Raw genomic sequence first — 25,378 nt, 5'->3', positions numbered from 1 at the left:
GGGTTCAAGGCAAACAGCCTAGCGATTGCGATATACAACGCGCAATCAGGAATGACGCAAAGAACTGATATGCGTCTGCAGAAGCTGAGCGCATATTGCGCTGGTTTTGGCTTGCCATGAACCCAAAGCATTGAACAGGACTCCAGCAAAGGACCTCGCCACGGAATTGAAGTAGAGGATTGGAGTCATCATCAGCGACGAACCACGTATTAACGACGAGATTCGCGTCCCGCAGGTACGCCTGATCGGCCCGAAGGGCGAGCAGGTGGGCGTCATCGCGACTTCCGTCGCGCTGAACCTGGCCAAGGAGGCAAACCTCGATCTCGTCGAGGTGGCCCCGAACGCGAAGCCTCCGGTCGCCAAGCTCATTGATTACGGCAAGTTCAAGTACAACGAGAAGATCAAGGCTCGTGAAGCTCGCCGTAACCAGAGCACCGCGGAAGTCAAGGAGATTCGTTTCCGCCTGAAGATCGACGACCACGATTTCGACGTGAAGAAGGGCCATGTGACCCGCTTCCTTAACGGAGGCGACAAGGTCAAGGTCACCATCATGTTGCGCGGTCGTGAGATCTCCCGCCCGATTGGTGGCGTGGAACTGCTGCAGCGTCTGGCCGACGATGTCGAGGAATACGGCACCGTCGAGTCCAAGCCGAAGCAGGAGGGCCGCAACATCATCATGACCCTTGCGCCGAAGGGCAAGAAGGTGCACACCCAGTCCGAGCAGCGTCGTCGTGGCGCCGAGTCCCGCGCCGAGCGTCAGGCTCGCCAGGCGGCTCGTCTCGCGGCCAAGCAGGAGCCTCAGGCTCAGGCCGCGGCCGACGCGCAGTCCGCGATTTCTCAGAAGACTTCCGACAAGAAGCAAACCAGCAAGGAGGGCAGCAATGCCGAAGATGAAAACTAATTCCGCCGCTTCCAAGCGCGCCAAGATCACCGGCACCGGCAAGGTGAAGCATGTCGGTTCCGCCATGCGCCACAACCTCGAGCACAAGTCCGCTCGCAAGCGCCGTGAACTGTCCGCCGACGATGTGCTGCGCGGCGGCCAGGCCAAGAAGCTGCACCAGCTTCTGCAGAAGTGAGCATAGGGCTTACCCGGAAATAACAAGACTTTAGAAAGCTGAGGAATAGATTATGGCACGTGTCAAGCGCGCAGTGAACGCCCACAAGAAGCGTCGCGTTGTTCTCGAGAGGGCTTCCGGCTACCGTGGCCAGCGCTCCCGCCTGTACCGCAAGGCCAAGGAACAGCTGCTGCACTCCTTTAACTACAACTTCCGCGACCGCAAGGCTCGCAAGGGCGACTTCCGCAAGCTGTGGATCCAGCGCATCAACGCTGCCGTCCGCGCTGAGGGCATCACCTACAACCGCTTCATCCAGGGCCTGCGTCTCGCCGGCATCGAGCTGGATCGTCGCGCTCTGGCTGAGATCGCCGTCTCCGACCCGGACACCTTCAAGACCATCGTGGACGCCGCCAAGGCCGCCCTGCCTGAGGACGTCAACGCTCCGGTTGAGGCCTGATTGCTTGAAGTCGTGACTTCACACTAGAAAACCCCGCTTCCGAGCGGGGTTTCTTTGTACCATGGGCACTATGACCAACGGATTCACCAGACTCACCGAGCAGTTCCTCGTCCACATCGGCGTGGAGCGAGGGCTCGCCACGGCCACCGTCACCGCCTACGAATCCGACATCGCCAAATACATTGATTGGCTCGAAACCCGCGGCATCCACGAACCGGACGTCATAACCAGACAAGACGTCGAAGACTACATCGCCGCCCTTGACCAGGCGGGGGAGTCCGCCCGCTCCAAAGCCCGAAGACTGGCCTCGATCCATGAATTCCACCGTTTCGCGCTCGGCCAGCACGCGGTGACGGCGGATGTTTCGGCCGCAGTCAAGGCACCCAAAGGTGCCAGCACCCTGCCCGACGTACTCACCGTGGACGAGGTAACCCGTCTGCTCGACGCGGCGGCAGTCGGCGGCTCAACCGATCCGGTGGTATTGCGGGACAAGGCCCTGCTCGAATTCATGTACGCCACCGGCTGCCGCGTCTCGGAGGCCACCGGCGCGAATCTGGACGACATCGACCTGGACGAGCACATCGCGCGACTCATGGGCAAGGGCTCCAAGCAGCGGCTTGTGCCATTGGGCAGTTACGCATGCCGGGCCATCACCGCATACCTCAATGCGGGGCGTGGCGAGTTGGAACGGCGCTCCAGCGCCAAGATTCCCGAGAGACGCGCACTGTTTCTCAACAAACGTGGCAAGCGCATCTCGCGGCAATCGGTATGGGAAATCGTCAAAGCAACCGGGGAGCGGGCCGGCATCACCAAACCACTCCATCCGCACACCCTGCGCCATTCTTTCGCCACACACCTGATTCAAGGTGGCGCGGACGTGCGCACCGTGCAGGAACTGCTTGGGCATGCCAGCGTGACCACCACTCAGATCTACACGCACGTAAGTCCGGAAACCCTGATCGAAACGTATCTGACCTCACACCCCAGAGCGCGGTGAGACACACCATTCTGCGACGCGTCCGCCCATAGCGGAATCACGGCGGGGAGTACCAAAGTCGGCCGGAAATTCAAGGCGTGACAATACAGTACATAACAGCGAACCGTCAGCCAGGAAGAGGTATTCATGCTGCAGATCAAATCGATCTCGAAGCGCTATAAAACCGGTGATTTCGTTCAACAGGCGCTTGACAAAGTCAGCCTGAACCTACGCGACAGCGAATTCGTCGCGATTCTGGGTCCCTCGGGTTCCGGCAAGGCCGACCGTCGCGAACGTGCGCGCAAGGCGCTGGAGAAGGTCGGACTCGGCGAACACATCAATAAAAAGCCGAACCAGCTGTCCGGCGGCCAGATGCAGCGCGTGGCGATCGCCCGCGCACTGGTCTCGACCCGGACATCGTCCTGGCCGACGAGCCGACCGGCGCGCTCGATTCGGACACGTCCGTGCAGATCATGAACCTGCTCAAGGACGTGGCCAAGGACCGCCTCGTGGTCATGGTCACCCACAACCCCGAACTTGCGGAACAATATGCCACGCGCATCGTCAACCTGCGCGACGGCGTGATCCGCTCCGACTCCGACCCGTTTGTCGTGGATGAGACGGCCGAACAGCCGGCCGTGCACAAGACGATGGGCCGCGCGTCGATGTCGTTCGTCACGTCGCTGGCGTTGAGCTTCAACAATCTGAAAACCAAGAAGGCGCGTACCCTGCTGACCTCGTTCGCCGGCTCAATCGGCATCATCGGCATCGCGCTGATTCTATCGGTGTCGACTGGCGTGAACGCGTACATCAGCGACATCCAGCCTGACCAGTTCGATTACCGAAAACAACCTGACCCGCTTCAAGAAATACCTGGATAATTCCAAGAGCGAGATTCACCAGTATGTGGGTTCCGCCGGTATCCAGTACACGTATGACGTGAAATTCTCCGTGTTCGACCACGACCCCGATGGCACGCTGGTCAATGCGGACGGCGTGACGATCGGTGCCAGCGACTCCACTTCAATGGCCTCGCAGATGGCGTCCACAAGCTCGTCCGGCATGTCCGGCACCTCGTCGATCACCTCGCAGCAGATGTCGATGCTGACCGGCAAAACCGATGAGAACGCCGCGCCCGACTCATTCAATGAGATCATGCCGGGAGCGGACGACAGCAAGCTCGTAGGCAAGGTCATCACCGACAACTACCAAGTGGTCAACGGTTCATGGCCGAAGTCCAAGGACGAGGTGGTGCTGGTGCTCAACGACAACAACAGCGTGCCGCTGACCACGCTGTACGAGCTCGGCCTGCTGCCCGCCTCCGACTACCACGAGATGATGTCCAAGCTCAACGCCGGCGACAAGGTCAGCACTCCACAAGACAAGATCGACTATGCCAAGGCGCTCGACCAGACGCTGTACATGATTCCGGCATCCGACCAGTACGTCAAGGACGATGACGGTCACTACCGTTTCATCGGCAACGACAAGGACGAAATCGAACAGCGCCTCGAAACGGCCACCAAACTCAAGGTGGTGGGCGTCGTCAAGGCGAAGAAGGATGCTTCGGCCACGCCGTTGGCCGCTGGTGTGGGGTACGCGCGCGCCCTGACCGATGATTTGATCGACCGTGCGGCCTCCAGCGCCATCGTCACCGATCAGAAGGCCAACCCGAACACGAACGTGCTCAACGGCATGACGTTCTCGCCCTCGGACGACGCCACCAAGGCGGCCGACGCGCGCACCTACGTGGCTTCGCTGGGCGTGACGCAGAAGGCGAACGTGGCCATGTCGATGATGAGTGCCGGGCAGCAGTCCGGTACGGGCGCATCGGACGCCGCTGGTGCTGGTGCTGGTGCGGCTGGTGCTGCGGGTGCCGCTGGCGCGGCGGGTACTGGCGATCAGGCCGCCGCGATGGCCGCGATGAGCGAACAGCAGCTCGCCGACAGTTTCGACTCGTATATCGCCACGGCTTCGAACGACGTGCTTGTCGCGATCTACGACCAGTACGTGTCGACCGGCACCTTCGACGACAACCTCGCCGCATTCGGTGTGGTGAGTCGTGACGCGCCCAGCTCGATCAACGTCTACGCCGACAGCTTCGAAGACAAGGACCACATCGCCGACGCGATTACCGACTACAACAACACCGTCTCGAAGAAAGACAAGATCACCTACACGGATTACGTGGGGCTCATGATGAGTTCGGTGACCACCATCGTCAACGTGATTTCCTACGTGCTTTTCGCGTTCGTGTCCGTCTCGTTGATCGTTTCCTCGATCATGATCGGCATCATCACCTACATTTCGGTGCTGGAGCGCACCAAGGAAATCGGCATCCTACGCGCAATGGGTGCCTCGAAGCACAACGTGTCCCAGGTGTTCAATGCGGAGACCGGCATCATCGGCCTATGCTCCGGCCTGTTGGGCGTGGGCTTGACCGTGCTGCTCGATATTCCGATCAACGCCGTGTTGCATCACTTCATCGGCAATGCGGACGTCAATGCCGCCCTGCCGGTGACCGGCGGCGTGGTGCTGGTGATCCTAAGCGTGGTGCTCACGCTGATCGGCGGCCTGATTCCCTCGCGCAAGGCAGCCAAGCAAGACCCGGCCACCGCACTGCGCACCGAGTAAGCGCATCGACATAGTACGAGACGAGATTCATAAACCTCGGAACACTGGAATGTCCGCTGCAGAACGGTGTTCCGAGGCGAGCCCGGCGAGTACATTAGGATGGGCGAGCAGGTATTCCCGGCAAAGGGGGCGAGGGCAACGATGGACGACTGGCGAGACACCCGCGATAAAGACAGCGCATTCCGTCAAGGAACGCTGCCTATGGCAGGAACGTATGTCGTTGCACCCCCAGCGAACCCGGATGTTGATAAGGTAGACAGTATGCCTACCGATTTGCTTGGACGTGAATACGAAACCTTTCCTGCACCCGAACCGCTGCAACAGCACGGTCCGGCGCGTGTCATTGCCATGTGCAACCAGAAGGGCGGCGTAGGTAAGACCACCAGCTCCATCAATATCGCCGGTGCGTTGGCCCAGTATGGCCGCCGCGTGCTTATCGTCGATTTCGATCCGCAGGGCGCCGCCACTGTGGGACTGGGCGTCAACGCGAATACCGTGGAGAACACGATTCACACCGCGCTGTTCGATATTTCCGTGGACCCACATGATGTGGTGCAGCACACCGCATTCGAGAACGTCGATGTGATTCCGGCGAACATCGATTTGTCCGCCGCCGAGGTCCAGCTGGTCACCGAAGTGGGCCGGGAGCAGATCCTGAACAGCGTGCTGCGCAAGCTCAAGTCGGAATACGATCTCATCATCGTCGACTGCCAGCCATCGCTCGGCCTGCTCACCGTGAACGCGCTTGCCGCAGCTGATGGCGTGATCATTCCCGTGGCCGCCGAATTCTTCGCCTTGCGCGGTGTGGCCCTGCTGATGCAGTCCATCGAAAAAGTGCAGTCCCGCATCAATCCCGCATTGGAAGTGGATGGCGTGCTCATCACCATGTACACCAAGACACTGCACTGCGAAGAGGTCTGCCAGCGCATTTACGAGGCGTTCAGCGAAAAGGTGTTCCACGCGTTCATCTCCCGCTCCATCAAACTGCCCGATTCCACGGTTGCCGCCGCGCCCGTGGTGGTCTATGCCCCTGAGCACAAGACATCAAAGGAATACCGTGAGGTGGCACGTGAGCTCATTGCTCGCGGCATCGTGGCGTAACGATTGTTTCGATAAACGATGAATGAGACTTCCCTTTCTCGGCTCCCCTCTCTGAGGGAAGCTGGCTCGCGTAGCGAGGCTGAGGGGAGCTCCGCGGAAGCCGAAATCAGCACGGAGGAATCCGCCACTTCCGGCTTCCGGGTCAACCTCGAAGTCTATTCCGGTCCGTTCGATGCCTTGCTCGGCATGATCGCCAACAACAAACTCGAGCTGACCGAAGTTTCCCTCTCCTCGATCACCGAGGAATTCCTGACATACGTGCGCGGGCTCGACTTCACGAAAAACATGGATGAGGCCAGCGCCTTTCTCGACATCGCCTCTATTCTGGTCGAGGCCAAAAGCGTGGCGATTCTGCCCGGCGGCGAAGACAACCAGCACGACGAGCAAAGTCTCGAGGCGCTGCGCGAACGCGATTTGCTGTTCGCCCGACTCCTCCAATACCGCGCCTACAAGCAGGCCGCCGGTGATTTCCGGGCGCGTATCGCCGCCAATGCCGGCCGATTCCCGCATCCGGCGGCCATGGACGAGGGCATTGCCGCCATGCTGCCTGAGCTGGTATGGACGCTGACCCCGCTCGAACTCGCCCAACTGGCCGCCCAGGTCATCGCCAACGCGCCCGCCTCCGAAGTATCGATCCACCAGCTGCACGTGCCGCTGGTCGATCTGCGGGCCCAATCGCTGGTGGTGCGCGACCGGCTGATCGCGGCACTGGAATCCAAGAGCGACCAGTCGATGTCGTTCAGCGAATTGACCCGGGACTGCACTTCTCGTATTGAGGTGGTGGCTCGGTTCATGGCCGTGCTCGTGTTCTTCAAACAAGGTGTGCTGCAGTATCAGCAAGATGGTCCGTTTGCCGAACTGCACCTGAGGTGGGTACCCGGCGTAGACGAAACGATGAGCGACGTGAACATTTCCGAAGGCGATTTTGCGTAAGGACGGCGATTGGTGACTGAACGGATTGACGCAACGAATGCAACCGAACACATGGCGGATGCCGAATCGACGGCTGAATCCGCAAAGGCCGCGGTGAGGGGAGTGGAGGAGATGCACCCCGAATACGTGGATTTCACGGTAGACGTTTTTCCCGGCGGGCTGCCCGCCTGTCTGGAAGCGATTCTGATGGTCGCCGACCAGCCGCAGACCGCCACCGAGCTGGCCCGTATTTTGGCATTGGACCGCAACACAGTCGAAGAGGCATTGCAAGCCCTGCACGATGATTATGAGGGCGATGAATCCCGTGACATCCGCCCGCGCGGCTTCGAACTACGCCGCACCGCTCGTGGCTGGCAGTTCGCCAGTCGCGCCGCGTTCGAGCCGGTCGTCTCATCATTCGTCACCGACGGCCAGACTGCGAGACTCAGTCAGGCCGCACTGGAGGCGCTTGCCATCGTGGCCTATCGCCAACCCGTCACCCGAGCCCAAGTGGCCGCGATCCGCGGTGTCAACTCCGATGGCGTGATTCGCTCGCTCACGGTACGCGGCCTTATCAAGGAAGACGGCGTGGACCCCGAATCCCGCGCGGCCCTCTTGGTTACCTCCGAATTCTTCCTCGACCAAATGGGCCTGAAGAGTCTCGACGAACTACCCTCCCTAGCGCCGTTCCTCCCGTCCGTCGCCGAAATGACACAGTCGAAATCGGAAGATACGGACGTGATTTCGTAGCGATTGAGGCCCGCTAACTGACCAATATTCGTGCGCTGGAACATCCAATATGCGATTTATGGTCATTGTGACTATAAGTAGTGCTATGCTCTCAATGCAGGGAGAACAACCGGTATGGAAAGAGGCATGGCATGGGATTCGGCAATGTGTCCGAGCGCCGCAGCGCACCGCCACAGGTCGGCGTGTCAGTGGTGATTCTGGCACTCGGCCCGGAAGGCGATACCGGCAACAGTGCCGCCGATTCCGGCAACGCCGCGAACTCGGCCCATTCCCGTCTCTGGTTGCCCCTGGTCAAGCGCGTCCGTCAGCCGTTCCTGGGCTGCTGGGCGTTGCCCGGCGGTGACCTGCGCTCCGACCGGTCGTTGGAACAGTCTGCCTACGCGGCCCTCGAATCGACCACAGACCTGCACCCGCGATACCTCGAACAGCTGTACACCTTTGGAGGCCCGACCCGGTCCCATGGCGGATTGCCCATGGTATCCGTCGTGTACTGGGCGCTCGTCGGCCAGACCGAGGCCGCGGGCTTCGAGGACGGTGACAACGTGCGATGGTTCCCCGAAGACGAACTGCCCGAGCTGGCGTTCGACCATCGCCAGATCATCGACTACGCGCTGCTCCGCCTGCGCTCCAAAATCGAATACTCCGACGTGGCCACCCGACTGCTCGGCCCCACGTTCACCCTGCGCCAACTGCACGGCGTCTATGAGGCGATTGGCGGCGAACCCCTCGACTTGGCGAACTTCCGCCGCAAAATGCTTGCCTCGGGCGATCTTGAAGACACCGGGGAGAAGATGCGCGAAGGCCGCCAACGACCGGCCACCGTCTACCGCTACATCCCCAAACGACCTGTCGAGAACGGTACGCCCCACGAATCCGATGGCGACGACATCGTGGAACTGTCCAGACAAGGCGAGCGTGAAGACGCTCTCGACGCGCTGATCCCATCCGCGCGCATCTGATTTTTCCCGCCGACCCGCTTCGGGCCGGCATCACAGACGTATATAGGAAAGGAACCACTATGACCGCACTATTCACTGCGCCGTCCGTTGACGAGATCATCGCCAAGCTGGGCGCGCAAAGCACCTGCGATGCAGGACTGACCCAGGACCCATGGCACTTCGACACCACCACACCCAGCTACGGTCCAGGTGCCTCGATGCTTGACCGTCTGCCCGCCAACGCGCCGCGCCAGCAGGTGCTGCCGGACGAGTACCGCAAGGCCTCCGACGAGGAGCTGCAGCAGCGCATCTCCGACGCCAAGCAGCGTCTCGGCTCCAAACTGTTGATTCTGGGCCACTTCTACCAGCGTGACGAGATCATCAAGCACGCCGATTTCGTGGGCGACTCCTTCCAGCTGGCCAAGAACGCCACCGAACGTCCGGACGCCGACCACATCGTGTTCTGCGGCGTGCACTTCATGGCCGAAACCGCCGACATCCTCTCCACGCCCGAACAGAGCGTGACCCTGCCCAACCTGTCCGCCGGCTGCTCGATGGCCGACATGGCCAACATCGACCAGGTCCAGGAATGCTGGGACCAGCTCGGCGAGATCTGCGACACCCAGCCGGACTCCGATGGCTTGCAGCAGATCATCCCGGTCACCTACATGAACTCCTCCGCCGCACTGAAGGCGTTCTGCGGACGCAACGGCGGCATTGTATGCACCTCTTCCAATGCGCACGCCGTGCTGGAATGGGCGTTCGCCCGCGGCAAGCGCGTGCTGTTCTTCCCGGACCAGCACCTGGGCCGCAATACCGCCCGCGCCATGGGCATTCCGCTGAGCGAGATGCCGCTGTGGGATCCGTTCAAGGCACAGGGAGGCGCCGCCGATCCGGCCGACTACGCCCGTGCCAAGATGATTCTGTGGAAGGGCTTCTGCTCCGTGCACCAGCGCTTCACCGTCGAACAGGTCGAACGTGCCCGCAAGGCATACCCGGGCGTCAAGGTGATCGTGCACCCCGAGTGCTCGATGCAGGTGGTCGATGCCGCCGACGGTACTGGCTCCACCGCGTACATCGTCAAGGAGATCGCCAACGCGCCCGCCGGATCCGCCATCGCTGTGGGCACCGAAATCAACCTGGTGAACCGTCTGGCCGCGCAGTACCCGGACAAGACCGTGTTCTGCTTGGACCCCGTGGTCTGCCCCTGCTCCACGATGTACCGCATCCACCCGGCCTACTTGGCTTGGGCTTTGGAGAACCTCGAAGCCGGCAACGTGGTCAATCGCATCACCGTGGACGAAGACACCGCCCGCGAAGCCAAGGTGGCACTGGAGCGCATGCTGCGCGTTCACCCGTGATCCGTCCCTGGCGCTCCTCGTACATGAGGGGAGCTGTCCGCGTAGCGGACTGAGGGGAGCAGATGACGCAAAAACAGAGGAAAGCAACACAATGAGCAACACTGAAATCGTCGTCGTGGGCGCAGGCGTCGCCGGACTGTCCGCGGCACTGGCCGTGGCCGGCACCGGACACGACGTGACCTTGGTAACCAAGGCCGAACTGGTGGAATCAAACACCTATCATGCGCAGGGCGGCATCGCCGCGGCCATCTTCTCCGACGACGACCCGAAGCTGCACGCCACCGACACCATGGCCGCGGGCCACGGCCTGTGCGACCCGAAGGCCGTGGACATCCTCACCCGTGAGGGTGCGGAGCGCGTCCGCGAGTTCGCCGCGGCCGGCGTCCACTTCGACCGCGACGCGCATGGACACATGCTGCGCGGCCTGGAAGCGGCTCATTCGCGCGCTCGCGTGGTGCATGCCGGGGGAGACGCCACCGGCAAAGTGTTTGAACTGGACGTCTCCGCCATGGTGCGCAAGAACCCGCGCATCCACATCATCGAGAACGCCTTCCTCAAAGATCTCATCGTGCGGGACGGCCACATCGCCGGCGTCCACCTGCTGATCGACGGGCAGGACAAGGGTCTGGCCGCCGACCGGGTGATCTTGGCCACCGGTGGCGCGGGCCGTATGTACCCGTACACCACCAATCCGCCGGTCGCCACCGCGGACGGCCTCGCCGCCGCATGGCGTGCGGGCGCCCAGGTCGCCGATCTGGAGTTCTACCAGTTCCATCCCACCGCCATGGCCGTGGGCGAGCACTTCCTCGTCTCCGAAGCCGTGCGCGGCGAAGGCGCGGTGCTGCTGGACGAACACGGCCACCGGTATATGAAGGACATTGATCCGCGCGCCGAACTCGCACCGCGTGACGTCGTGGCCCGCGAGAACTTCCGCGTGATGCAGGCGCAAGGCGGCAAGCCCGTGATGCTCGACGTCTCGCCGATGGCCCGCGAGAACCCCGACCTGGCCAGATTCCTGGCCCACCGATTCCCGACCATCGACGCCTATACGCGTTCGCTTGGCTTCGACTGGAGCAAGGAGCCGATCCCGGTGGCGCCCGCCGCGCACTACTACATGGGAGGCATTCGCACCGATCTGAACGCCCGGACCTCCATCCCCGGCCTGTACGCGGCCGGCGAATGCGCCCGCACCGGTGTCATGGGCTCCAACCGCCTTGCCTCCAACTCGCTGCTCGAAGGACTCGTCTACGGACGCCGCGCCGGTCTTGCCGCCGTCACGGACGGTGACGACGCGGTCTGGGCACCCGAACCGTTCCTGAACTCCGCCACCGGTGCCGTGTTCGACCATGCGTCGATCGCGCTAGCCGCTCCTGCCGCTACGGCTGCTGCTGACGATACCGTCGCCGACAAGGTGTGGGATCGTACCCGCATCCAGAACACCATGTGGCATGGCGTCGGCGTGCTTCGCGACGAGGCCGGACTGAAAACCGCCATCGCCGAACTCGGCCAAGGCCTCGCCGCCTCAAACGCCCAGGCCGATGCTGATGCCAAGAGCGCCACGAATGCGACCGCAAACGATGGTGAAGCCGTTGCCGCAAATACCGTCGAGGCTTTGGAGAACCGCAACATGCTCACCGTAGGCTATGTGGCCGCCACCGCCGCGCTCGCCCGCACCGAGTCAAGAGGCGCCCACGCCCGCACCGACTACAGCGAGCCGCAAGACGACTGGGCCCACTCCGTCGCCTACATCAAGGACTGACCCATGCTCACATCACACATCATCCGCACCGCCGTCGAAGCGGCGCTCGCCGAAGACTCGCCCTACGGCGACATCACCTGCGAGACCACCATCCCCGCGGACGAAACCGGCTCGGCCCACCTCACCGCGCGCGAAAACGGCGTGATGAGCGGCATTGACGTGTTCGCCGCAGCCTTCGCCGCACAGAATCCGGCCGTCACTGTCACCGTCGCCATCAAGGACGGCGAGCGATTCCAGCGCGGCCAGGTACTCGCCACCGTGGAAGGCCCGGTACGCGACCTGCTCACCGCCGAGCGCATTGCCCTCAACTTCACCCAGCGCATGAGCGGCATCGCCACCATGACCGCCGCCTTCGTGGACGCGGTGAACGCCATCTGCGGCGACGACTGTGACTGGCCCGTCACCCGGCCGCGCCGCTACGAGCACACCCGCATCGTCGATACGCGCAAAACCACGCCCGGCCTGCGCCCGTTCGAAAAATACGCCGTGGTCTGCGGCGGCGGCCACAACCATCGCTACGGACTGTCCGACGCGGTCATGATGAAGGACAACCATCTGGCGGCGCTCGCCGCGCGCGGCATCGACTTGGCCGGCGCGATCCGCCACGTGCGCGAACAGGTGGGCCACACTACGCATATCGAAGTGGAAGTCGACCGCCTTGACCAGATTCCCGCCGTGCTCGCCGGCGGAGCGGACACCATCATGCTGGACAATTTCTCGCTCGACGACACCCGTCGCGGCGTGGAGCTCATCGACGGCAAGGCCATCGTGGAAGCCAGCGGCAACATGAGCCTGGAGCGAGTGCCAGCCGTGGCCGCCACCGGCGTGGACGTGATCTCCGTGGGCGCGCTCACCCACTCCGTGCGCAGCATCGACCTCGGATTGGATTGGAACTAGTCATGGCCGATACCCCCAACGCATCCGGTGAACCCGGCGAACTGTACCTGGACGCCGCCGCCACCGAACCAGTGAGCCCGGCAGTCATCGAGGCCATGACCCCGTTCCTGACCGAGGCCTACGCCAATCCGGCCAGTGTGCACCAGCCCGGCAAAACCGCGGCCCGCGCACTGGACGCGGCCCGCGCATCATTCGCCGCGGCGTTGGGCGCCCGGCCGGATGACGTGATCTTCACCTCAGGCGGCACCGAATCGGACAATCTGGCCATCAAAGGCATCGCCATGGCGCGCATGCGCAAACTGGGCCTGCGGCCGGTCTACGGATTCGCCGAAGCCGATGGCGAACAGCCGGCAAATTGTCGCCCGCGCATCATCATCTCCTCCATCGAGCACCCGGCCGTCGCGCAATCGGCTGATTGGCTGCACGAATGGTTCGGTTTCGAAGTCGTGCACATTCCCGTGGATGCGCAAGCACATCTCGATCTCGACGCACTTGAACGCGAGCTCGACGGCGAGGCCGGCGAACGTACCACGCTGGTCTCCACCATGCTGGCCAACAACGAGGTCGGCACCGTGGAACCCGTGGAGGAACTGGTCCGCATCGCCCACGCGCACGGCGTGCCCATCCATGTAGACGCCGTACAGGCCGCCGGCCAGATTCCGATTCGTTTTCGTGACTGGGATGTGGACGCCCTGTCCGTATCCGGACACAAATTCGGCACCCCCAAAGGTCTGGGAGCGCTGCTGGTACGCGGCCGCACACCCATCGAACCGGTGCTGTCCGGCGGCGGGCAGGAACGCGGCCTGCGCTCTGGCACGCAGAACGTGGCCGGTGCCGTGGCGCTCGCCATCGGACTCAACGAATCGAATGCGCGCATGCAGGTGCAGTACCGTGAGTTGGTCGCGTCCCGAGACATGCTCATCGACGCGGTTCGCCGGGTCGCGCCTCGCGCCGACCTGACCGGCGACCCCGAACGCCGTCTGCCCGGTCACGCCTCCTTCATCTTCCCCGGCGTCACCGGGGAAGCGCTGCTCGTCGACCTGGACGCGCGCGGCATCGCTGCCTCATCCGGCTCGGCCTGCGCCATCGGGCGCCACGAGATTCCTGCCACGTTGCTGGCGATGGGCCTCGAACCGTCCATCGCCAAATCGGCATTGCGCATGACCTTCCGCAAGCCGCTGACCCGCGAACAAGTCGAACGCATCAGCTTGGCCATCGAAGAGTCCTGCACCGACCTGACCCGCCATTAAATCTGACGCCACTTACCAGAAAGGAAACGACGTGAGCACCACCACTTCAGCGCAACCCGCGCAGCTCACCCGCAACGAGCGCCTCGACCGGCTGCCCTTCAACAAGGCGCACCGCAAACTCCTCGTCGCCTCCGGCATCGGCTGGGCATTCGACGCCATGGACGTCGGCCTCGTCTCCTTCGTAGTCGCCGCCATCGCAGCCGACCCGCACTTCAACCTCACCCCGACCGAAAAGTCGTGGGTGCTGTCCATCGGCTTCGTCGGCATGGCCATCGGCGCGGCGGTGGGCGGCTTCATCGCCGACCGCGTGGGCCGCAAAACCGTGTTCACCGCCACGCTGATCATCTTCGGCATCGCCAACGGCGCCATGGCGCTATCCTGGTCGCTCGGCATGCTGCTCGGCGCCCGACTGATCATCGGACTGGGCTTGGGCGCGGAACTGCCGGTCGCCTCCACGCTGGTCTCCGAGTTTTCGCCGACCAAACAGCGCGGCCGCATGACAGTGCTGCTGGAATCGTTCTGGGCCGTCGGCTGGATCATCGCCGCCATGATTGGCTACTTCGTGATCCCGAACACCGGCGACTGGGGCTGGCGCTGGGCGCTGGCCATTGGCGCGCTGCCGCTGCTCTACGCGATCGTCACCCGCGTGCACATCCCAGAATCCGTGCGATTCCTCGAAGCCAAGGGTCGCGAAGACGAAGCCGAAAAGGCCGTGCGCTACTTCGAGGAAGCCGGGGGAGTGGCTCCGGTAACCTCTCCCAAGGGCAAGCCGCTGCCGAAGATCAAGACGCGCGAACTGTTCGGCTCCAAGTACCTGGCCCGCACCATCGCCATCTGGGCCACATGGTTCTTCGTGAACTTCTCCTACTACGGCGCGTTCACATGGATGCCGTCGCTGCTCGCCGACCAGTTCGGCTCCCTGACCAAGTCATTCGGCTACACGCTCGCCATCTCCATCGCCCAGCTGCCCGGTTACTTCCTGGCCGCCTGGCTGGTGGAGGTCTGGGGCCGCCGCAAGACGCTGAGCATCTTCCTGGCCGTCTCCGCCGTGGCCGCCTTCGCGTTCTCGCAGGCCGGATCCGTGGCCCTCGTGCTCGTGTTCGGCATGCTGCTGTCCGCCTCCAACCTCGGTGCGTGGGGCGTGTTGTACGCCGTGACCCCGGAAGTCTACCCGACCCGTCTGCGTGGCGCGGCCGCCGGTGCCGCCGCCGCGGTGGGCCGCATCGCCGCCATCGTCGCGCCGCTCCTCATGCCGTGGTTCCTGACCTTGTCCGGCGGCAACAAGGCCGTGGCCTTCATCATCTTCGCCGCCGCCTTCATCATCGCCTGCGTCGCCGCCCTCTGCCTGCCCGAACGTAAAGGCCTCGATCTCGAAGACTGACGGAAGTCGATGACGGGAGAACAGATATTTGCCTGATTACCGGCAGAGCCCCCCGCGTCCCGACGAAAGGGACGCGGGGGGCTCTGCCGTTTGAAGGCCGTAAAACGGCAGAAATCCCGCGAGGGGTTCGTCGAGACACGGGAGTTCTGCCGTTGTGAGGTGCTTTTCTGTGTTCCGACATAGTCAAGGTGTGCGAGTATCATCGTGACGGTTTGTGTGTGGGTATGAATAAACACCTCAGAGTAAGTACTTAAGTACTCGAGAACGCAAGTACCGAACGATTACGCAAAAGAATCAGTATTAAGAGAGGTTTCGATGGCGGTTCGTGGAGATATCCGTAATGTGGCGATTGTGGCTCACGTCGATCACGGCAAGACCACCCTGGTCAATGCCATGCTTCAGCAGTCGCACGTGTTTAGCGAGCGTGAGGAAGTGCCGGATCGTGTAATGGATTCCAACGATCTGGAACGCGAGAAGGGTATCACCATCCTCGCCAAGAACACGGCCGTGGAATACACCGGTCCGCTGGCCGCCAAGTACGACCACCCTGAGGGCATCACCCTCAACATCATCGACACCCCCGGCCACGCCGATTTCGGTGGCGAGGTCGAGCGCGGCATCTCCATGGTTGACGGCGTCGTACTGCTCGTGGACGCCTCCGAAGGCCCGCTGCCGCAGACCCGCTTCGTGCTGCGCAAGGCACTCGAAGCCAAGCTGCCGGTCATCTTGTGCGTGAACAAGGTCGACCGCCCCGACGCCCGTATCGAAGAGGTCGTCGGCGAAACCTCCGACCTGCTGCTCGGCCTGGCCGACGATGTGCAGCACGAAGGCATCGACCTGAACCTTGACCAGCTGCTTGAAATGCCGGTCATCTACTGCGCTGCCAAGGCCGGCTACGGCTCCGTGAACCAGCCCGCCGACGGTGGCCTGCCGGACAACGACAACCTCGAGCCGCTGTTCGAAACCATCATCTCCACCATCCCGGCCCCCGAATACGAGGAAGGCGCCCCGCTGCAGGCTCACGTGGCCAACATCGACTCCTCCGACTTCCTCGGCCGACTCGGTCTGGTCCGTATCTACAACGGCACCCTTGAGAAGGGCAAGACCTACGGCCTGTCCCGTGTGGACGGCTCCCTCGAGAACTTCCGTGTCTCCGAACTGCTGCGCACCCAGGGCCTCGAGCGTATCCCGGTCGAATCCGCAGGCCCCGGCGACATCGTGGCCGTTGCCGGCGTTAACGACATCATGATCGGCGAGACCATCGTCGACCCCAACGACCCGAAGCCGCTGCCGCTCATCCATGTGGACGATCCGGCCATCTCCATGACCTTCGGCACCAACGACTCCCCGCTGGCCGGCACCGAGGGCAAGGACCACAAGCTCACCGCCCGCATGATCAAGGACCGTCTGGACCGCGAGCTCATCGGTAACGTGTCCATCAAGGTGCTGCCCACCGACCGCCCCGACGCTTGGGAAGTCCAGGGCCGTGGCGAGCTGGCGCTGGCCGTGCTTGCCGAGCAGATGCGCCGCGAAGGCTACGAGCTGACCGTCGGCCGTCCGCAGGTGGTCACCAAGAAGATCGACGGCGTGATCAACGAGCCGATGGAAAACACCACCATCGACGTGCCGGAAGAGTACATGGGTACCGTCACCCAGCTCATGGCCGACCGTAAGGGCCGTATGGATGGCATGACCAACCACGGTTCCGGCTGGGTCCGTCTGCAGTTCACCGTGCCGTCCCGTGGTCTGATCGGCTTCCGCACCGCGCTGCTTTCCGCCACTCGCGGCACCGGCATCTCCTCCTCCATCTCCGCCGGCTACGCGCCGTGGGCTGGTGCCATCACCATTCGCCAGAACGGTTCCATGGTTTCCGATCGCAAGGGTGTCGCCACCCCGTACGCCATGCAGCGTCTGCAGGCCCGCGGCAACTTCTTCGTCGAACCGCAGTCCCCGGTGTACGAGGGCCAGGTTGTGGGCGTGAACAACAAGCCCGACGAGCTGGACGTGAACATCACGCTGGCCAAGCACATGACCAACATGCGTTCCTCCACCGCTGACGTGCTCGAAACCCTGACCCCGCCGATCAAGATGAGCCTTGAGGAGTCCCTGGACTTCGCCAACGAGGACGAGTGCGTGGAAGTCACCCCGGAGTCCATCCGCGTGCGCAAGATCATCCTCGGCCGTGAGGACTGGTACAAGTGGCGCGCCAAGCAGCGCCGCCAGAACGCCGCTCAGCAGGGTAAGTGATCTGGTGCGGCTGTAGCCGACCATTCTCTCTAGCTCCCCTCTCTGAGGGGAGCTAAGTTTATTCCTCACCAAGTCATATCCCCACCTATACTGAAACGCATGACTGTGAAGAGCACTACTGAATTGCGTCCGTGGTCGTATCGCCAGAACGCACTGGTCAAATCGTTGATCACGATTGCGGCGGGCGTGGCTTCCGCCTATGTGGGCACGTTCGCCCACCGTATGGGTGCGGAACTGAATATTCCGTATGGTCTGGTGCTGGCGTTTCTGCTGATCGGCCTATCGACATGGTGCGCCCGTTCGCGCATGGGCGCGGTCGGACTGGCCCTGCACCTCATCGCCTCCTCACTGACCGCATGGGGTATGGCTCCGACCACCACATCCGGCAAAGTGCTCATCGTCGCCGGATTCCAAGGCGATATGCCGTTCTTCTCCCAGCATGCCGGCTACATCTGGCTGTACGGCCTGATACTGGTCCAAGTCGTCCTGCTCATTCTTCCCACCCGCTGGTTCGTCATTCCCACTCATTCTGGATCGCGCGCGTAACTATATATGGCGACACATTCCCGGGAATGCGTCGCGTATCGGCGGGCGTAGGGGATTACGGCCGCTACCATAGAACTTTATGGCACGCATGAAACTGTTTTACTTGGGCCCGGAGGGCACCTTCACCCATCAGGCGGCAATGACGGCCGCCGACCAGTTCGCCACACTCGGCGACTTCGACCTCATCGCTCTGCCCGACGTGCCCGCGATCATGCAGGCCGTACAGTCGCGCCAAGGCTGGGGCGTCATCGCATGGGAAAACAACGTCGAAGGCTATGTGGTCCCGAATCTCGACGCGCTGATCGACGCCCCCGACGCGGCCGGCTTCGCCCGGATCAGTGTGGACGTGGCCTTCAACGCCTTCACCGTGCGCGGCCACAGCATCTACGACTGCACCGGCAACCCCGTCAGCGCCCACCCGCACGGTCTGGCCCAATGCACCCGGTTCATCGCCAAACACCATTTGCAGCCCGAACCCGCATCCTCCAACGCCGCCGCCTGCCGCGACCTGAAGCCCGGCCGCGTGGCGCTCGGCCCCAGCATCTGCGGCGAACTCTACGATCTCGACACCCTCGCCGAACATGTGCAGGATTTCGATGGCGCGCGCACCGAATTCCTTGTCATCGCCCCGCGTGATGTGGTCCAGGAACTCAACGCCCGCGCCCACCGCAATGACGCCAGCGATTTCGAAACCATCATCACCTTCATCCCGCTGGTCACTGGCCCCGGCGTACTCGCCGACCTGCTGGACGTCCTGCGCGATGCGGGACTGAACATGACCAGCTTCATCTCGCGCCCAATCAAAGGCCACGACGGAACCTACAGCTTCATCGTCACCCTTGACGCCGCCCCCTGGGAGCCAAGATTCCGCACCGCACTGGAAGAGATCGCCGGACACGGCGACTGGGCAAAAACCCTGGCCGTCTACCCACGCCGCGAACGCCCGAACCCGCCGGTCGACGCCTGGATGCTGCCCGAGGGCGGCGTCCACATCACCAATCGCGCGCCGGAAGGCTGGCAGTACACCGAGGGAGCAAGGAAGGAACTGCTGTGGTAGATACAGTCGGAATCGTCGGACTCGGATTGATCGGCGGCTCGCTCGCACGCCGCCTGACCGAGCGCGGCGTGCGCGTCGTCGCGTGGAACCATCGCCCGCACCCCTACGCCCAGGCCGAAGCCGATGGCATTTTCTGCAAGAGCACGCTCTCCGAACTCATGGATGCCGAGCCGGATGTGGTCGTGCTGTGCAATCCGCTCAAGACGATGCCCGCAATCCTCGCCGCCCTAGCCCCGCTCATGGGCGACCATCCGAACACCACGCTCACCGACGTGGGCTCGGTCAAGGGCATGGTCCGCGATCAGGTCAAGGCTGCCGGGCTGGGGAAGTGCTACGTCGGCGCCCATCCGATGGCCGGCAACGAACTGTCCGGCTGGCAGGCCGCCGACCCGCATCTGTACGACGGTGCCCTATGGGCCATCACCGTGGACGAGTCCACGGACTACCGCCGCTTCCTCGACGTCGCCGCGATGATCACCAAGGACGTCGGCAACCGCGTCATCGTCGTGGACGACGAAACGCACGACAAGGCCGCGGCGATGATCTCCCACATGCCGCATGTGGTGTCCACCGCGCTGATCAACGAACTGGTCGCCAACCCGGACCGCAACATCGCCGCCGCGCTGGCCGCCGGCTGCTGGAGGGACATGACCCGCGTGTCCCTGACCGACCCGGACCGTACGCGCGCGATGGTCGAGGAAGACTCGCTGAACGTCGAAGCGCTGCTGCGCCGCATGGCGGCACGTCTGACCGATATGGCCGACCACCTGCACGCTGGTGCCGCCGGCGAGCAGGATGTGATGGGATTCTTCGCCGAAGGCGACCCCTTCCGCCGGTACAAGGCCGCCGTGACGAGAGCCGGCATCACCGCTGCACAAGACGGTACAGCCACCGCTGCGCCGCAAGCCGGCACAACTGCTGCCGGATTCCCGGAACGTGAGCTCGCCGTCCCCGAAGCCGGCTGGCAGCAGACCCTGCTGTTCTCCGCACGCCGAGGAGAAGCCATCACCGGCTTCGTCCATCCGCGTCAGGCCATCATTCAACTGCGCCCCGCCATGTAACTGCGCCCCGCCATGTAGGCCCGTGCGCAGGTTCCTCTCACCGTCCGTCACGAAGAAGGCTGTGCGAGGGGGATGAAGTTCCCGCTTGTTTTCGTGAGAAGACCGTGTGGCTCCGCTGTTCGAAAGGTCCAAAGGAGTAAGGTAGTCTGTACCGTTTTTCGGGAAACGCATCGAAGTTGATGCGGCGAATGGTTAAGGGGATGATGACGTATGACGTTACCAAGGCAGATTCCGGCCGGTGCCCGCGTGGTGGTGCGCATCACCGACGGCATTGACCCGGTCGACCACCGTATGAAGTTCCGCGACTATGTGGGCCACGTGGTTTCCTGGGACGGATACACGTTGGAGATGGTGCGTGACGCCGCCGCCAATGGTTCGCGCCCGGCCCAGAACGTGACCATCCATCAGGAACAGATTGCCACATTGAAACCCGTGCCGGAGCGGCGCAACACGCCACCTCGGCCGTAGCCCAAGGCTATAAAGGATTCGGAGGAGAACGAGAGTGTCATCTACGCAGTTCGACGGCGATATCGACTCCTTCGTCTCCTATCTGAAGTCCAACCGCGGCTTGTCAGCGAATACGCTCAAAGCGTATCGCGCGGATCTCACGGCATGCCTGCACCTATTCGAGCTGCGCGGCGTGACCGATCTGAACGAGATCACGCTGGATGATCTGCGCAGCTGGATGGCGGTGGAATCGCGCGATCACGCCCGCAGCAGCATGGCCCGCAAAACCGTGGCCGTGCGCGGGTTCTTCGCGTGGGCCTATGAGCATGGGGTGACCAACACCGACCCGGCCGCCACACTGATGACTCCCTCGATTCCCAGCACGCTGCCCGCGGTGCTCACCGAATCCCAGGCCGAGCAGTTATTGGATGTCGCCGAACATGTCGTTGCAACAAACCAGTATAAGGGCGATGGGGGAGCGGCAGCCGCGTCCGACAGTGGTAGCGGCAAGGCAGTCGGCAAGACAGCTGATAAGTCAGCCGACACCGTAAACCGCAACGAGGCACCCGCCCGTGCAGACAAGCGCGACAGCGCCCGAGTCGTCGCCGAATCGCAGCGCAACGCCGCGATTCTCGAACTACTGTATGCCACTGGCATCCGTGTCGCCGAACTGGTGTCGATGGATATCGTTGACGTCGACTTCTCCAATCGCACCATCAAAGTCACCGGCAAAGGCAACAAGCAACGCGTGGTGCCGTTCGGACTACCCGCCCAGCGTGCGCTGGAGACTTGGCTTGAACAAGGGCGGCCTGTACTGGCCCGTACGGCAACGGATGCAGCCAAGTCCCGTGCTGCCAACGCCCTGTTCCTCGGCGCACGAGGCGGCCGTATCGACCAACGCATAGCCCGTGGCATCGTACACAGAGCGGCCCGAGAGGCCGGCGTACCGGACATCAGCCCCCATGCGTTGCGCCATTCCGCCGCCACGCACATGCTGGACGGCGGTGCCGATCTGAGGGAGGTGCAGGAGATGCTCGGGCATTCCTCCTTGAAAACTACACAACGCTATACGCACGTCTCCATCGAGCAGCTCAAGAACCGTTACGGACAGGCCTTTCCCCGGGCATGACCACTATGTGGACATTGGTTAACAAACTTGGCAAAGACTGAACCTAGCCGGTAAAAACCCCTGAATTTTACATGGGTGTAACAAAAATACGCTGCTTGTCTCCCAAGTGCGCAAAAATGACAGGTAACAGCAACGGGGTTGGGTGTCCGAAGTGGCGGGAAGCGTAAGCGTCCCGACGATGAGGAATCCGACCCCGTTCGCATGAGGCGGGGCTGAAACGCTTCGCAACCTAATGAATAGGAGAAATCATATGAAGAAGAAAGCTCTTGCTTTCGCTGCCATGGCTTGCTCCGTGGCCATGCTGCTGAGCGCCTGCGGCGGCTCCAACAGCAACGCTGCCTCCGGTGACACCGCTGGCTCCAACGTCATCACTGCGTACAACTCCGAACCGCAGAACCCGCTGATCCCGGGCAACACCAACGAGACCGGTGGCGGCAAGCCGGGCGGCCTGCTGTTCTCCCGTCTGGTCTCCTTCGACAAGGATGGCAAGGCTGCCAACGAAGTGGCCGAGTCCATCACCCCGAACGATGACGCCACCCAGTACACCATCAAGCTGAAGTCCGGCTGGAAGTTCACCGACGGCACCCCGGTGACCGCCGAGTCCTTCACCAAGGCCTGGTCCTACGTGGCCAACGCCAAGAACGCCCAGAAGTGCTCCTCCTTCTTCTCCACTATCAAGGGCTACGATGCGCTCCAGGCTGATGGTCTGAAGGGTGACGAGCAGCTCTCCGGCCTCAAGGTCGTGGACGACACCACCTTCACCGTTGACCTGAACCAGTCCGACTCCGTGTTCCCGATTAAGGTCGGCTACCTGGCCTTTGCCCCGCTGCCTGAGTCCTTCTACAAGGACCCGAAGGCCTTCGGCGAGAAGCCTGTCTCCAACGGCCCGTACAAGCTGGACCACTGGGATCACAACAAGGAAATCGCCCTCGTCAAGAACCCTGACTACAAGGGTAATGAGCAGCCCAAGAACGACGGTGTGACCTTCAAGGTCTACACCGACGACTCCGCCGCTTACCGCGACATCCAGGCTGGCAACCTCGACGTGATGGAATCCGTCCCAGCCGCCTTCACCAAGACCTTCAAGACCGACAAGAAGGTCCAGGCTTACTCCGAGGCCGGCTCCGTCATCCAGACCTTCACCATCCCGTCCTCCCTTGACCACTTCAAGAACGACGAGGAAGGCCAGCTGCGTCGTCAGGCCATCTCCATGGCCATCAACCGTGACCAGCTCATCGACAAGGTGCTCAACGGCAACGCCACCGCCGCCATCGAGTTCACCTCCCCGAAGACCCCGGGCTACTCCGACTCCCTCAAGGGCAACGACAACCTGAAGTTCAATGCCTCCAAGGCCAAGGAACTGTGGGCCAAGGCTGACGCCATCTCCAAGTACGACGGCCAGCTCACCTTCTCCTACAACGCCGATGGTGGTGCCAAACCGATCTACGATGCTATCGTGAACCAGCTCAAGAAAAACTTGGGCATCGACGCGGCCACCAACCCGATCCCGACCTTCCAGGAATTCCGTGACGCGGTCACCAACCGTCAGATGAAGGGCGCCTTCCGTACCGGCTGGCTGCCTGACTACCCGTCCGCCGAGAACTACCTGTGGCAGCTGTACTCCACCGCTGCTGCTGATGGCAACGGCTCCAACGATGGTGACTACAAGAACCCGGCCTTCGATGACCTGTGCAAGCAGGCTGCTGCCGCTTCCAGCACTGATGACGCCAACAAGCTGTACCAGCAGGCTGAGGAAATCCTCCTCAACGACCTTCCGGCCATCCCGCTGTACTACTCCAACGCCTCCGGTGTGGCTTCCCTCAACGTGAAGTCCGGCTACGCCTTCGATTGGCAGAACCTCCCGACCTACGCCGAGATGTCCAAGAAGTGAGTCTGACTCACTGAACGGATACCGTTAGGTAGTTCGGAAATAAAGGGCGAGGATCGCAAGATCCCCGCCCTTTTTTGTTGTTGAGGGTGCTTGCTCCCGCCAGCGGGAACCAAGTTAAAGTATCCACTATCCGACCGCAACCATGGACATTTCCACCAGCATTGCCGATAACGCCTGAGATTTTGCGCACTTTGGTTTGGGCTTGAGATAGGGGCATGGCCCGTGTCCTGTGTACGATTTTCAGTCGCCAGACATTAGAAAACCGCGATTGGAAACGAGGGCACGAAGCCATGTCACAGCAGATTCTACAGGTCGACCAGGCCATGTTGGAAACCACCCTGGACCGGATGGTCCGCAAAAGCGTCGAGGAGACCCTGAACGCGATGCTCGACGCCGAGGCCGACGAGATCACCGGCGCCGCGCGCTACGAGCGCAGCGGGGACCGCAAGGCGTACCGGGCCGGCCACTACGAGCGCGACCTGACCGTCAAGGCCGGCAAAATGAGCCTGAAAGTGCCGAAACTCAAGGGCGCGGTGTTCGAGTCGGCCGTGATCGAACGATACCGTCGGCGTGAGGAGAGCGTCGAGGAGGCCTTGATCGACATGTACCTGGCCGGCGTCTCCACCCGCCAGGTCGATGATGTCAGCCGGCTCCTGTGGGGCGACCGCATGCCCTCGCAGACCCTGAGCGACAAGCTCAAGCGCGTCTATGCGGATATCGACGCATGGCGGGGCAGGCCCCTCGAACAGGATTACCCGTACCTGTTCATGGACGGCGTGTGGCACAAAAGGTGCTGGGGCGGGTCCGTGGAGAACGTGAGCATCCTGGTGGCCATCGGCGTCGGCATGGACGGGCGGCGCGAGGTGCTTTCGGTGGCCGAGGGCATGAAGGAGGACGCGGAAAGCTGGCGCGAATTCATCAAAGGCATGCTCGCACGAGGCCTCAAGGGCGTGAGACTGGTGACGGGAGATCGGTGCGCGGGGCTGGTCGCCGCCGCGGGCGAGCTGCTGCCCGATGCCCGCTACCAGCGGTGCATGGTGCATTTCGAGCGCAACATACTCGCCAGGGTCAACCCCGGGAACCGCGACTGGGCGGCCGACGCACTGAAGGCCGTGTTCTCCATGGAATCACGCGACAAGGCGTTGGAGAAGGCCGAATCCGTCGCCCGGGACATGGAATCCAGGAAACTCAAGGAGGCCGCCAAATGCCTGCGCGAGGGCATCGGCGAGACCACGACCTACCTGCTCGACGACTACCCGCGCGAGCATAGGCGTCGGATCCGCACCAACAACATGATCGAACGGCTCAACCGCGAGATCAGGCGCAGGACCCGCGTGGTCGGCTCGTTCCCCGACGGACGCAGCGCGTTGATGCTCGTCTGCGCGAGGGTCCGCTACGTGACATCCGACGAGTGGTCGACGCGCCGCTACCTCGACATGTCAAGGCTCGGTGAGACCGTACCAGCAGCGAACTGATCACCGCCACAGGGACGGGCGAAGACCAAAGTGCGCAAGAGTTCGGGCACTACC

The 25,378-nt window shown here is 62.6% G+C and carries 21 protein-coding genes and 1 pseudogene; all 22 read left to right on the top strand.

Features of this window, described 5'->3' with window-relative positions; genetic code table 11:
• The first annotated feature begins 178 nt into the window (after positions 1-178).
• The 22 genes and pseudogenes from infC (at position 179) to ACEUKI_RS05915 (ending at position 25,324) form a co-directional block, all read left to right on the top strand.
• Positions 179-901 carry a translation initiation factor IF-3 gene (gene infC, locus ACEUKI_RS06020; protein ID WP_080784597.1) on the top strand — a complete coding sequence of 241 codons (723 nt, stop codon included), beginning with the start codon at positions 179-181 and terminating at the stop codon, positions 899-901.
• Positions 882-1,076, top strand: a complete 195-nt coding sequence (rpmI, locus tag ACEUKI_RS06015; protein ID WP_007052593.1) for a 50S ribosomal protein L35 — start codon at positions 882-884, stop codon at positions 1,074-1,076. The genes infC and rpmI overlap by 20 nt, the downstream gene beginning before the upstream one ends.
• Before the next feature lie 52 nt (positions 1,077-1,128).
• Positions 1,129-1,512, top strand: coding sequence for a 50S ribosomal protein L20 (gene rplT, locus ACEUKI_RS06010; RefSeq protein ID WP_007052594.1), 384 nt, complete (start codon positions 1,129-1,131; stop codon positions 1,510-1,512).
• Between the two features lie 70 nt (positions 1,513-1,582).
• Positions 1,583-2,509: a site-specific tyrosine recombinase XerD gene (xerD, locus tag ACEUKI_RS06005; RefSeq protein WP_374156613.1), complete on the top strand. Its 927-nt coding sequence runs from the start codon at positions 1,583-1,585 to the stop codon at positions 2,507-2,509.
• Between the two features lie 126 nt (positions 2,510-2,635).
• Positions 2,636-5,122: pseudogene (locus ACEUKI_RS06000) on the top strand (ATP-binding cassette domain-containing protein).
• Between the two features lie 261 nt (positions 5,123-5,383).
• Positions 5,384-6,223: a ParA family protein gene (locus ACEUKI_RS05995; RefSeq protein WP_179133366.1), complete on the top strand. Its 840-nt coding sequence runs from the start codon at positions 5,384-5,386 to the stop codon at positions 6,221-6,223.
• A gap of 18 nt (positions 6,224-6,241) precedes the next feature.
• Entirely contained in the window at positions 6,242-7,156 is a 915-nt protein-coding gene (locus ACEUKI_RS05990; RefSeq protein WP_080784601.1) for a ScpA family protein, read from the top strand.
• 12 nt (positions 7,157-7,168) lie between these two features.
• A complete protein-coding gene (gene scpB, locus ACEUKI_RS05985; protein ID WP_080784657.1) occupies positions 7,169-7,885 on the top strand; it encodes an SMC-Scp complex subunit ScpB in 717 nt (238 codons plus the stop codon).
• Positions 7,886-8,016: 131 nt separating this feature from the next.
• Positions 8,017-8,844: an NUDIX domain-containing protein gene (locus ACEUKI_RS05980; RefSeq protein ID WP_007054449.1), complete on the top strand. Its 828-nt coding sequence runs from the start codon at positions 8,017-8,019 to the stop codon at positions 8,842-8,844.
• Positions 8,845-8,903: 59 nt separating this feature from the next.
• Positions 8,904-10,184 (top strand): quinolinate synthase NadA, encoded by a 1,281-nt coding sequence (gene nadA, locus ACEUKI_RS05975; RefSeq protein ID WP_080784603.1) that lies wholly within the window; start codon positions 8,904-8,906, stop codon positions 10,182-10,184.
• 91 nt (positions 10,185-10,275) lie between these two features.
• The gene (nadB, locus tag ACEUKI_RS05970) at positions 10,276-11,943 is read left to right on the top strand and encodes an L-aspartate oxidase (RefSeq protein WP_080784605.1); all 1,668 of its coding nucleotides are present in this window, start codon (positions 10,276-10,278) and stop codon (positions 11,941-11,943) included.
• A 3-nt stretch (positions 11,944-11,946) separates the two neighbouring features.
• Positions 11,947-12,840: a carboxylating nicotinate-nucleotide diphosphorylase gene (gene nadC / locus ACEUKI_RS05965; protein ID WP_080784607.1), complete on the top strand. Its 894-nt coding sequence runs from the start codon at positions 11,947-11,949 to the stop codon at positions 12,838-12,840.
• 2 nt (positions 12,841-12,842) lie between these two features.
• Positions 12,843-14,090: a cysteine desulfurase family protein gene (locus ACEUKI_RS05960; RefSeq protein WP_080784609.1), complete on the top strand. Its 1,248-nt coding sequence runs from the start codon at positions 12,843-12,845 to the stop codon at positions 14,088-14,090.
• A gap of 31 nt (positions 14,091-14,121) precedes the next feature.
• Complete coding sequence (locus ACEUKI_RS05955) at positions 14,122-15,471, top strand: MFS transporter (RefSeq protein WP_080784611.1); 1,350 nt, start codon at positions 14,122-14,124, stop codon at positions 15,469-15,471.
• 315 nt (positions 15,472-15,786) lie between these two features.
• Positions 15,787-17,718 carry a translational GTPase TypA gene (gene typA / locus ACEUKI_RS05950; RefSeq protein WP_080784614.1) on the top strand — a complete coding sequence of 644 codons (1,932 nt, stop codon included), beginning with the start codon at positions 15,787-15,789 and terminating at the stop codon, positions 17,716-17,718.
• A 99-nt stretch (positions 17,719-17,817) separates the two neighbouring features.
• Positions 17,818-18,264: an alcohol dehydrogenase gene (locus ACEUKI_RS05945; RefSeq protein WP_179133367.1), complete on the top strand. Its 447-nt coding sequence runs from the start codon at positions 17,818-17,820 to the stop codon at positions 18,262-18,264.
• A 79-nt stretch (positions 18,265-18,343) separates the two neighbouring features.
• Positions 18,344-19,321 carry a prephenate dehydratase gene (locus ACEUKI_RS05940; protein ID WP_374156612.1) on the top strand — a complete coding sequence of 326 codons (978 nt, stop codon included), beginning with the start codon at positions 18,344-18,346 and terminating at the stop codon, positions 19,319-19,321.
• Positions 19,315-20,382, top strand: a complete 1,068-nt coding sequence (locus tag ACEUKI_RS05935; protein ID WP_236838345.1) for a prephenate dehydrogenase/arogenate dehydrogenase family protein — start codon at positions 19,315-19,317, stop codon at positions 20,380-20,382. The genes ACEUKI_RS05940 and ACEUKI_RS05935 overlap by 7 nt, the downstream gene beginning before the upstream one ends.
• 210 nt (positions 20,383-20,592) lie before the next feature.
• Positions 20,593-20,850: a DUF6725 family protein gene (locus ACEUKI_RS05930; RefSeq protein WP_007052610.1), complete on the top strand. Its 258-nt coding sequence runs from the start codon at positions 20,593-20,595 to the stop codon at positions 20,848-20,850.
• 34 nt (positions 20,851-20,884) lie between these two features.
• Positions 20,885-21,958 (top strand): tyrosine recombinase XerC, encoded by a 1,074-nt coding sequence (locus ACEUKI_RS05925; protein WP_080784620.1) that lies wholly within the window; start codon positions 20,885-20,887, stop codon positions 21,956-21,958.
• Positions 21,959-22,208: 250 nt separating this feature from the next.
• Complete coding sequence (locus tag ACEUKI_RS05920) at positions 22,209-23,849, top strand: ABC transporter substrate-binding protein (RefSeq protein WP_144169874.1); 1,641 nt, start codon at positions 22,209-22,211, stop codon at positions 23,847-23,849.
• A gap of 290 nt (positions 23,850-24,139) precedes the next feature.
• Positions 24,140-25,324 carry an IS256 family transposase gene (locus ACEUKI_RS05915; protein WP_131218582.1) on the top strand — a complete coding sequence of 395 codons (1,185 nt, stop codon included), beginning with the start codon at positions 24,140-24,142 and terminating at the stop codon, positions 25,322-25,324.
• The last annotated feature ends 54 nt before the right edge of the window (positions 25,325-25,378 follow it).

Source organism: Bifidobacterium sp. 2450, from assembly GCF_041900695.1.
In the GTDB taxonomy this organism is placed as follows: domain Bacteria; phylum Actinomycetota; class Actinomycetes; order Actinomycetales; family Bifidobacteriaceae; genus Bifidobacterium; species Bifidobacterium longum.
Note: the sequence above shows the minus strand (reverse complement) of the source record. Positions and strands in the feature narration are given on the sequence as shown.

What these genes read in the sequence shown, in the direction of transcription:
- ACEUKI_RS05915 (WP_131218582.1), top strand. Translation starts at nt 24,140, where the DNA reads ATGTCACAGCAGATTCTACAGGTCGACCAGGCCATGTTGGAAACCACC.
- rpmI (WP_007052593.1), top strand. Translation starts at nt 882, where the DNA reads ATGCCGAAGATGAAAACTAATTCCGCCGCTTCCAAGCGCGCCAAGATC.
- ACEUKI_RS05945 (WP_179133367.1), top strand. Translation starts at nt 17,818, where the DNA reads ATGACTGTGAAGAGCACTACTGAATTGCGTCCGTGGTCGTATCGCCAG.
- typA (WP_080784614.1), top strand. Translation starts at nt 15,787, where the DNA reads ATGGCGGTTCGTGGAGATATCCGTAATGTGGCGATTGTGGCTCACGTC.
- ACEUKI_RS05920 (WP_144169874.1), top strand. Translation starts at nt 22,209, where the DNA reads ATGAAGAAGAAAGCTCTTGCTTTCGCTGCCATGGCTTGCTCCGTGGCC.
- ACEUKI_RS05940 (WP_374156612.1), top strand. Translation starts at nt 18,344, where the DNA reads ATGGCACGCATGAAACTGTTTTACTTGGGCCCGGAGGGCACCTTCACC.
- ACEUKI_RS05995 (WP_179133366.1), top strand. Translation starts at nt 5,384, where the DNA reads ATGCCTACCGATTTGCTTGGACGTGAATACGAAACCTTTCCTGCACCC.
- xerD (WP_374156613.1), top strand. Translation starts at nt 1,583, where the DNA reads ATGACCAACGGATTCACCAGACTCACCGAGCAGTTCCTCGTCCACATC.
- ACEUKI_RS05960 (WP_080784609.1), top strand. Translation starts at nt 12,843, where the DNA reads ATGGCCGATACCCCCAACGCATCCGGTGAACCCGGCGAACTGTACCTG.
- ACEUKI_RS05980 (WP_007054449.1), top strand. Translation starts at nt 8,017, where the DNA reads ATGGGATTCGGCAATGTGTCCGAGCGCCGCAGCGCACCGCCACAGGTC.
- nadB (WP_080784605.1), top strand. Translation starts at nt 10,276, where the DNA reads ATGAGCAACACTGAAATCGTCGTCGTGGGCGCAGGCGTCGCCGGACTG.
- nadC (WP_080784607.1), top strand. Translation starts at nt 11,947, where the DNA reads ATGCTCACATCACACATCATCCGCACCGCCGTCGAAGCGGCGCTCGCC.
- ACEUKI_RS05930 (WP_007052610.1), top strand. Translation starts at nt 20,593, where the DNA reads ATGACGTTACCAAGGCAGATTCCGGCCGGTGCCCGCGTGGTGGTGCGC.
- nadA (WP_080784603.1), top strand. Translation starts at nt 8,904, where the DNA reads ATGACCGCACTATTCACTGCGCCGTCCGTTGACGAGATCATCGCCAAG.
- rplT (WP_007052594.1), top strand. Translation starts at nt 1,129, where the DNA reads ATGGCACGTGTCAAGCGCGCAGTGAACGCCCACAAGAAGCGTCGCGTT.
- ACEUKI_RS05990 (WP_080784601.1), top strand. Translation starts at nt 6,242, where the DNA reads ATGAATGAGACTTCCCTTTCTCGGCTCCCCTCTCTGAGGGAAGCTGGC.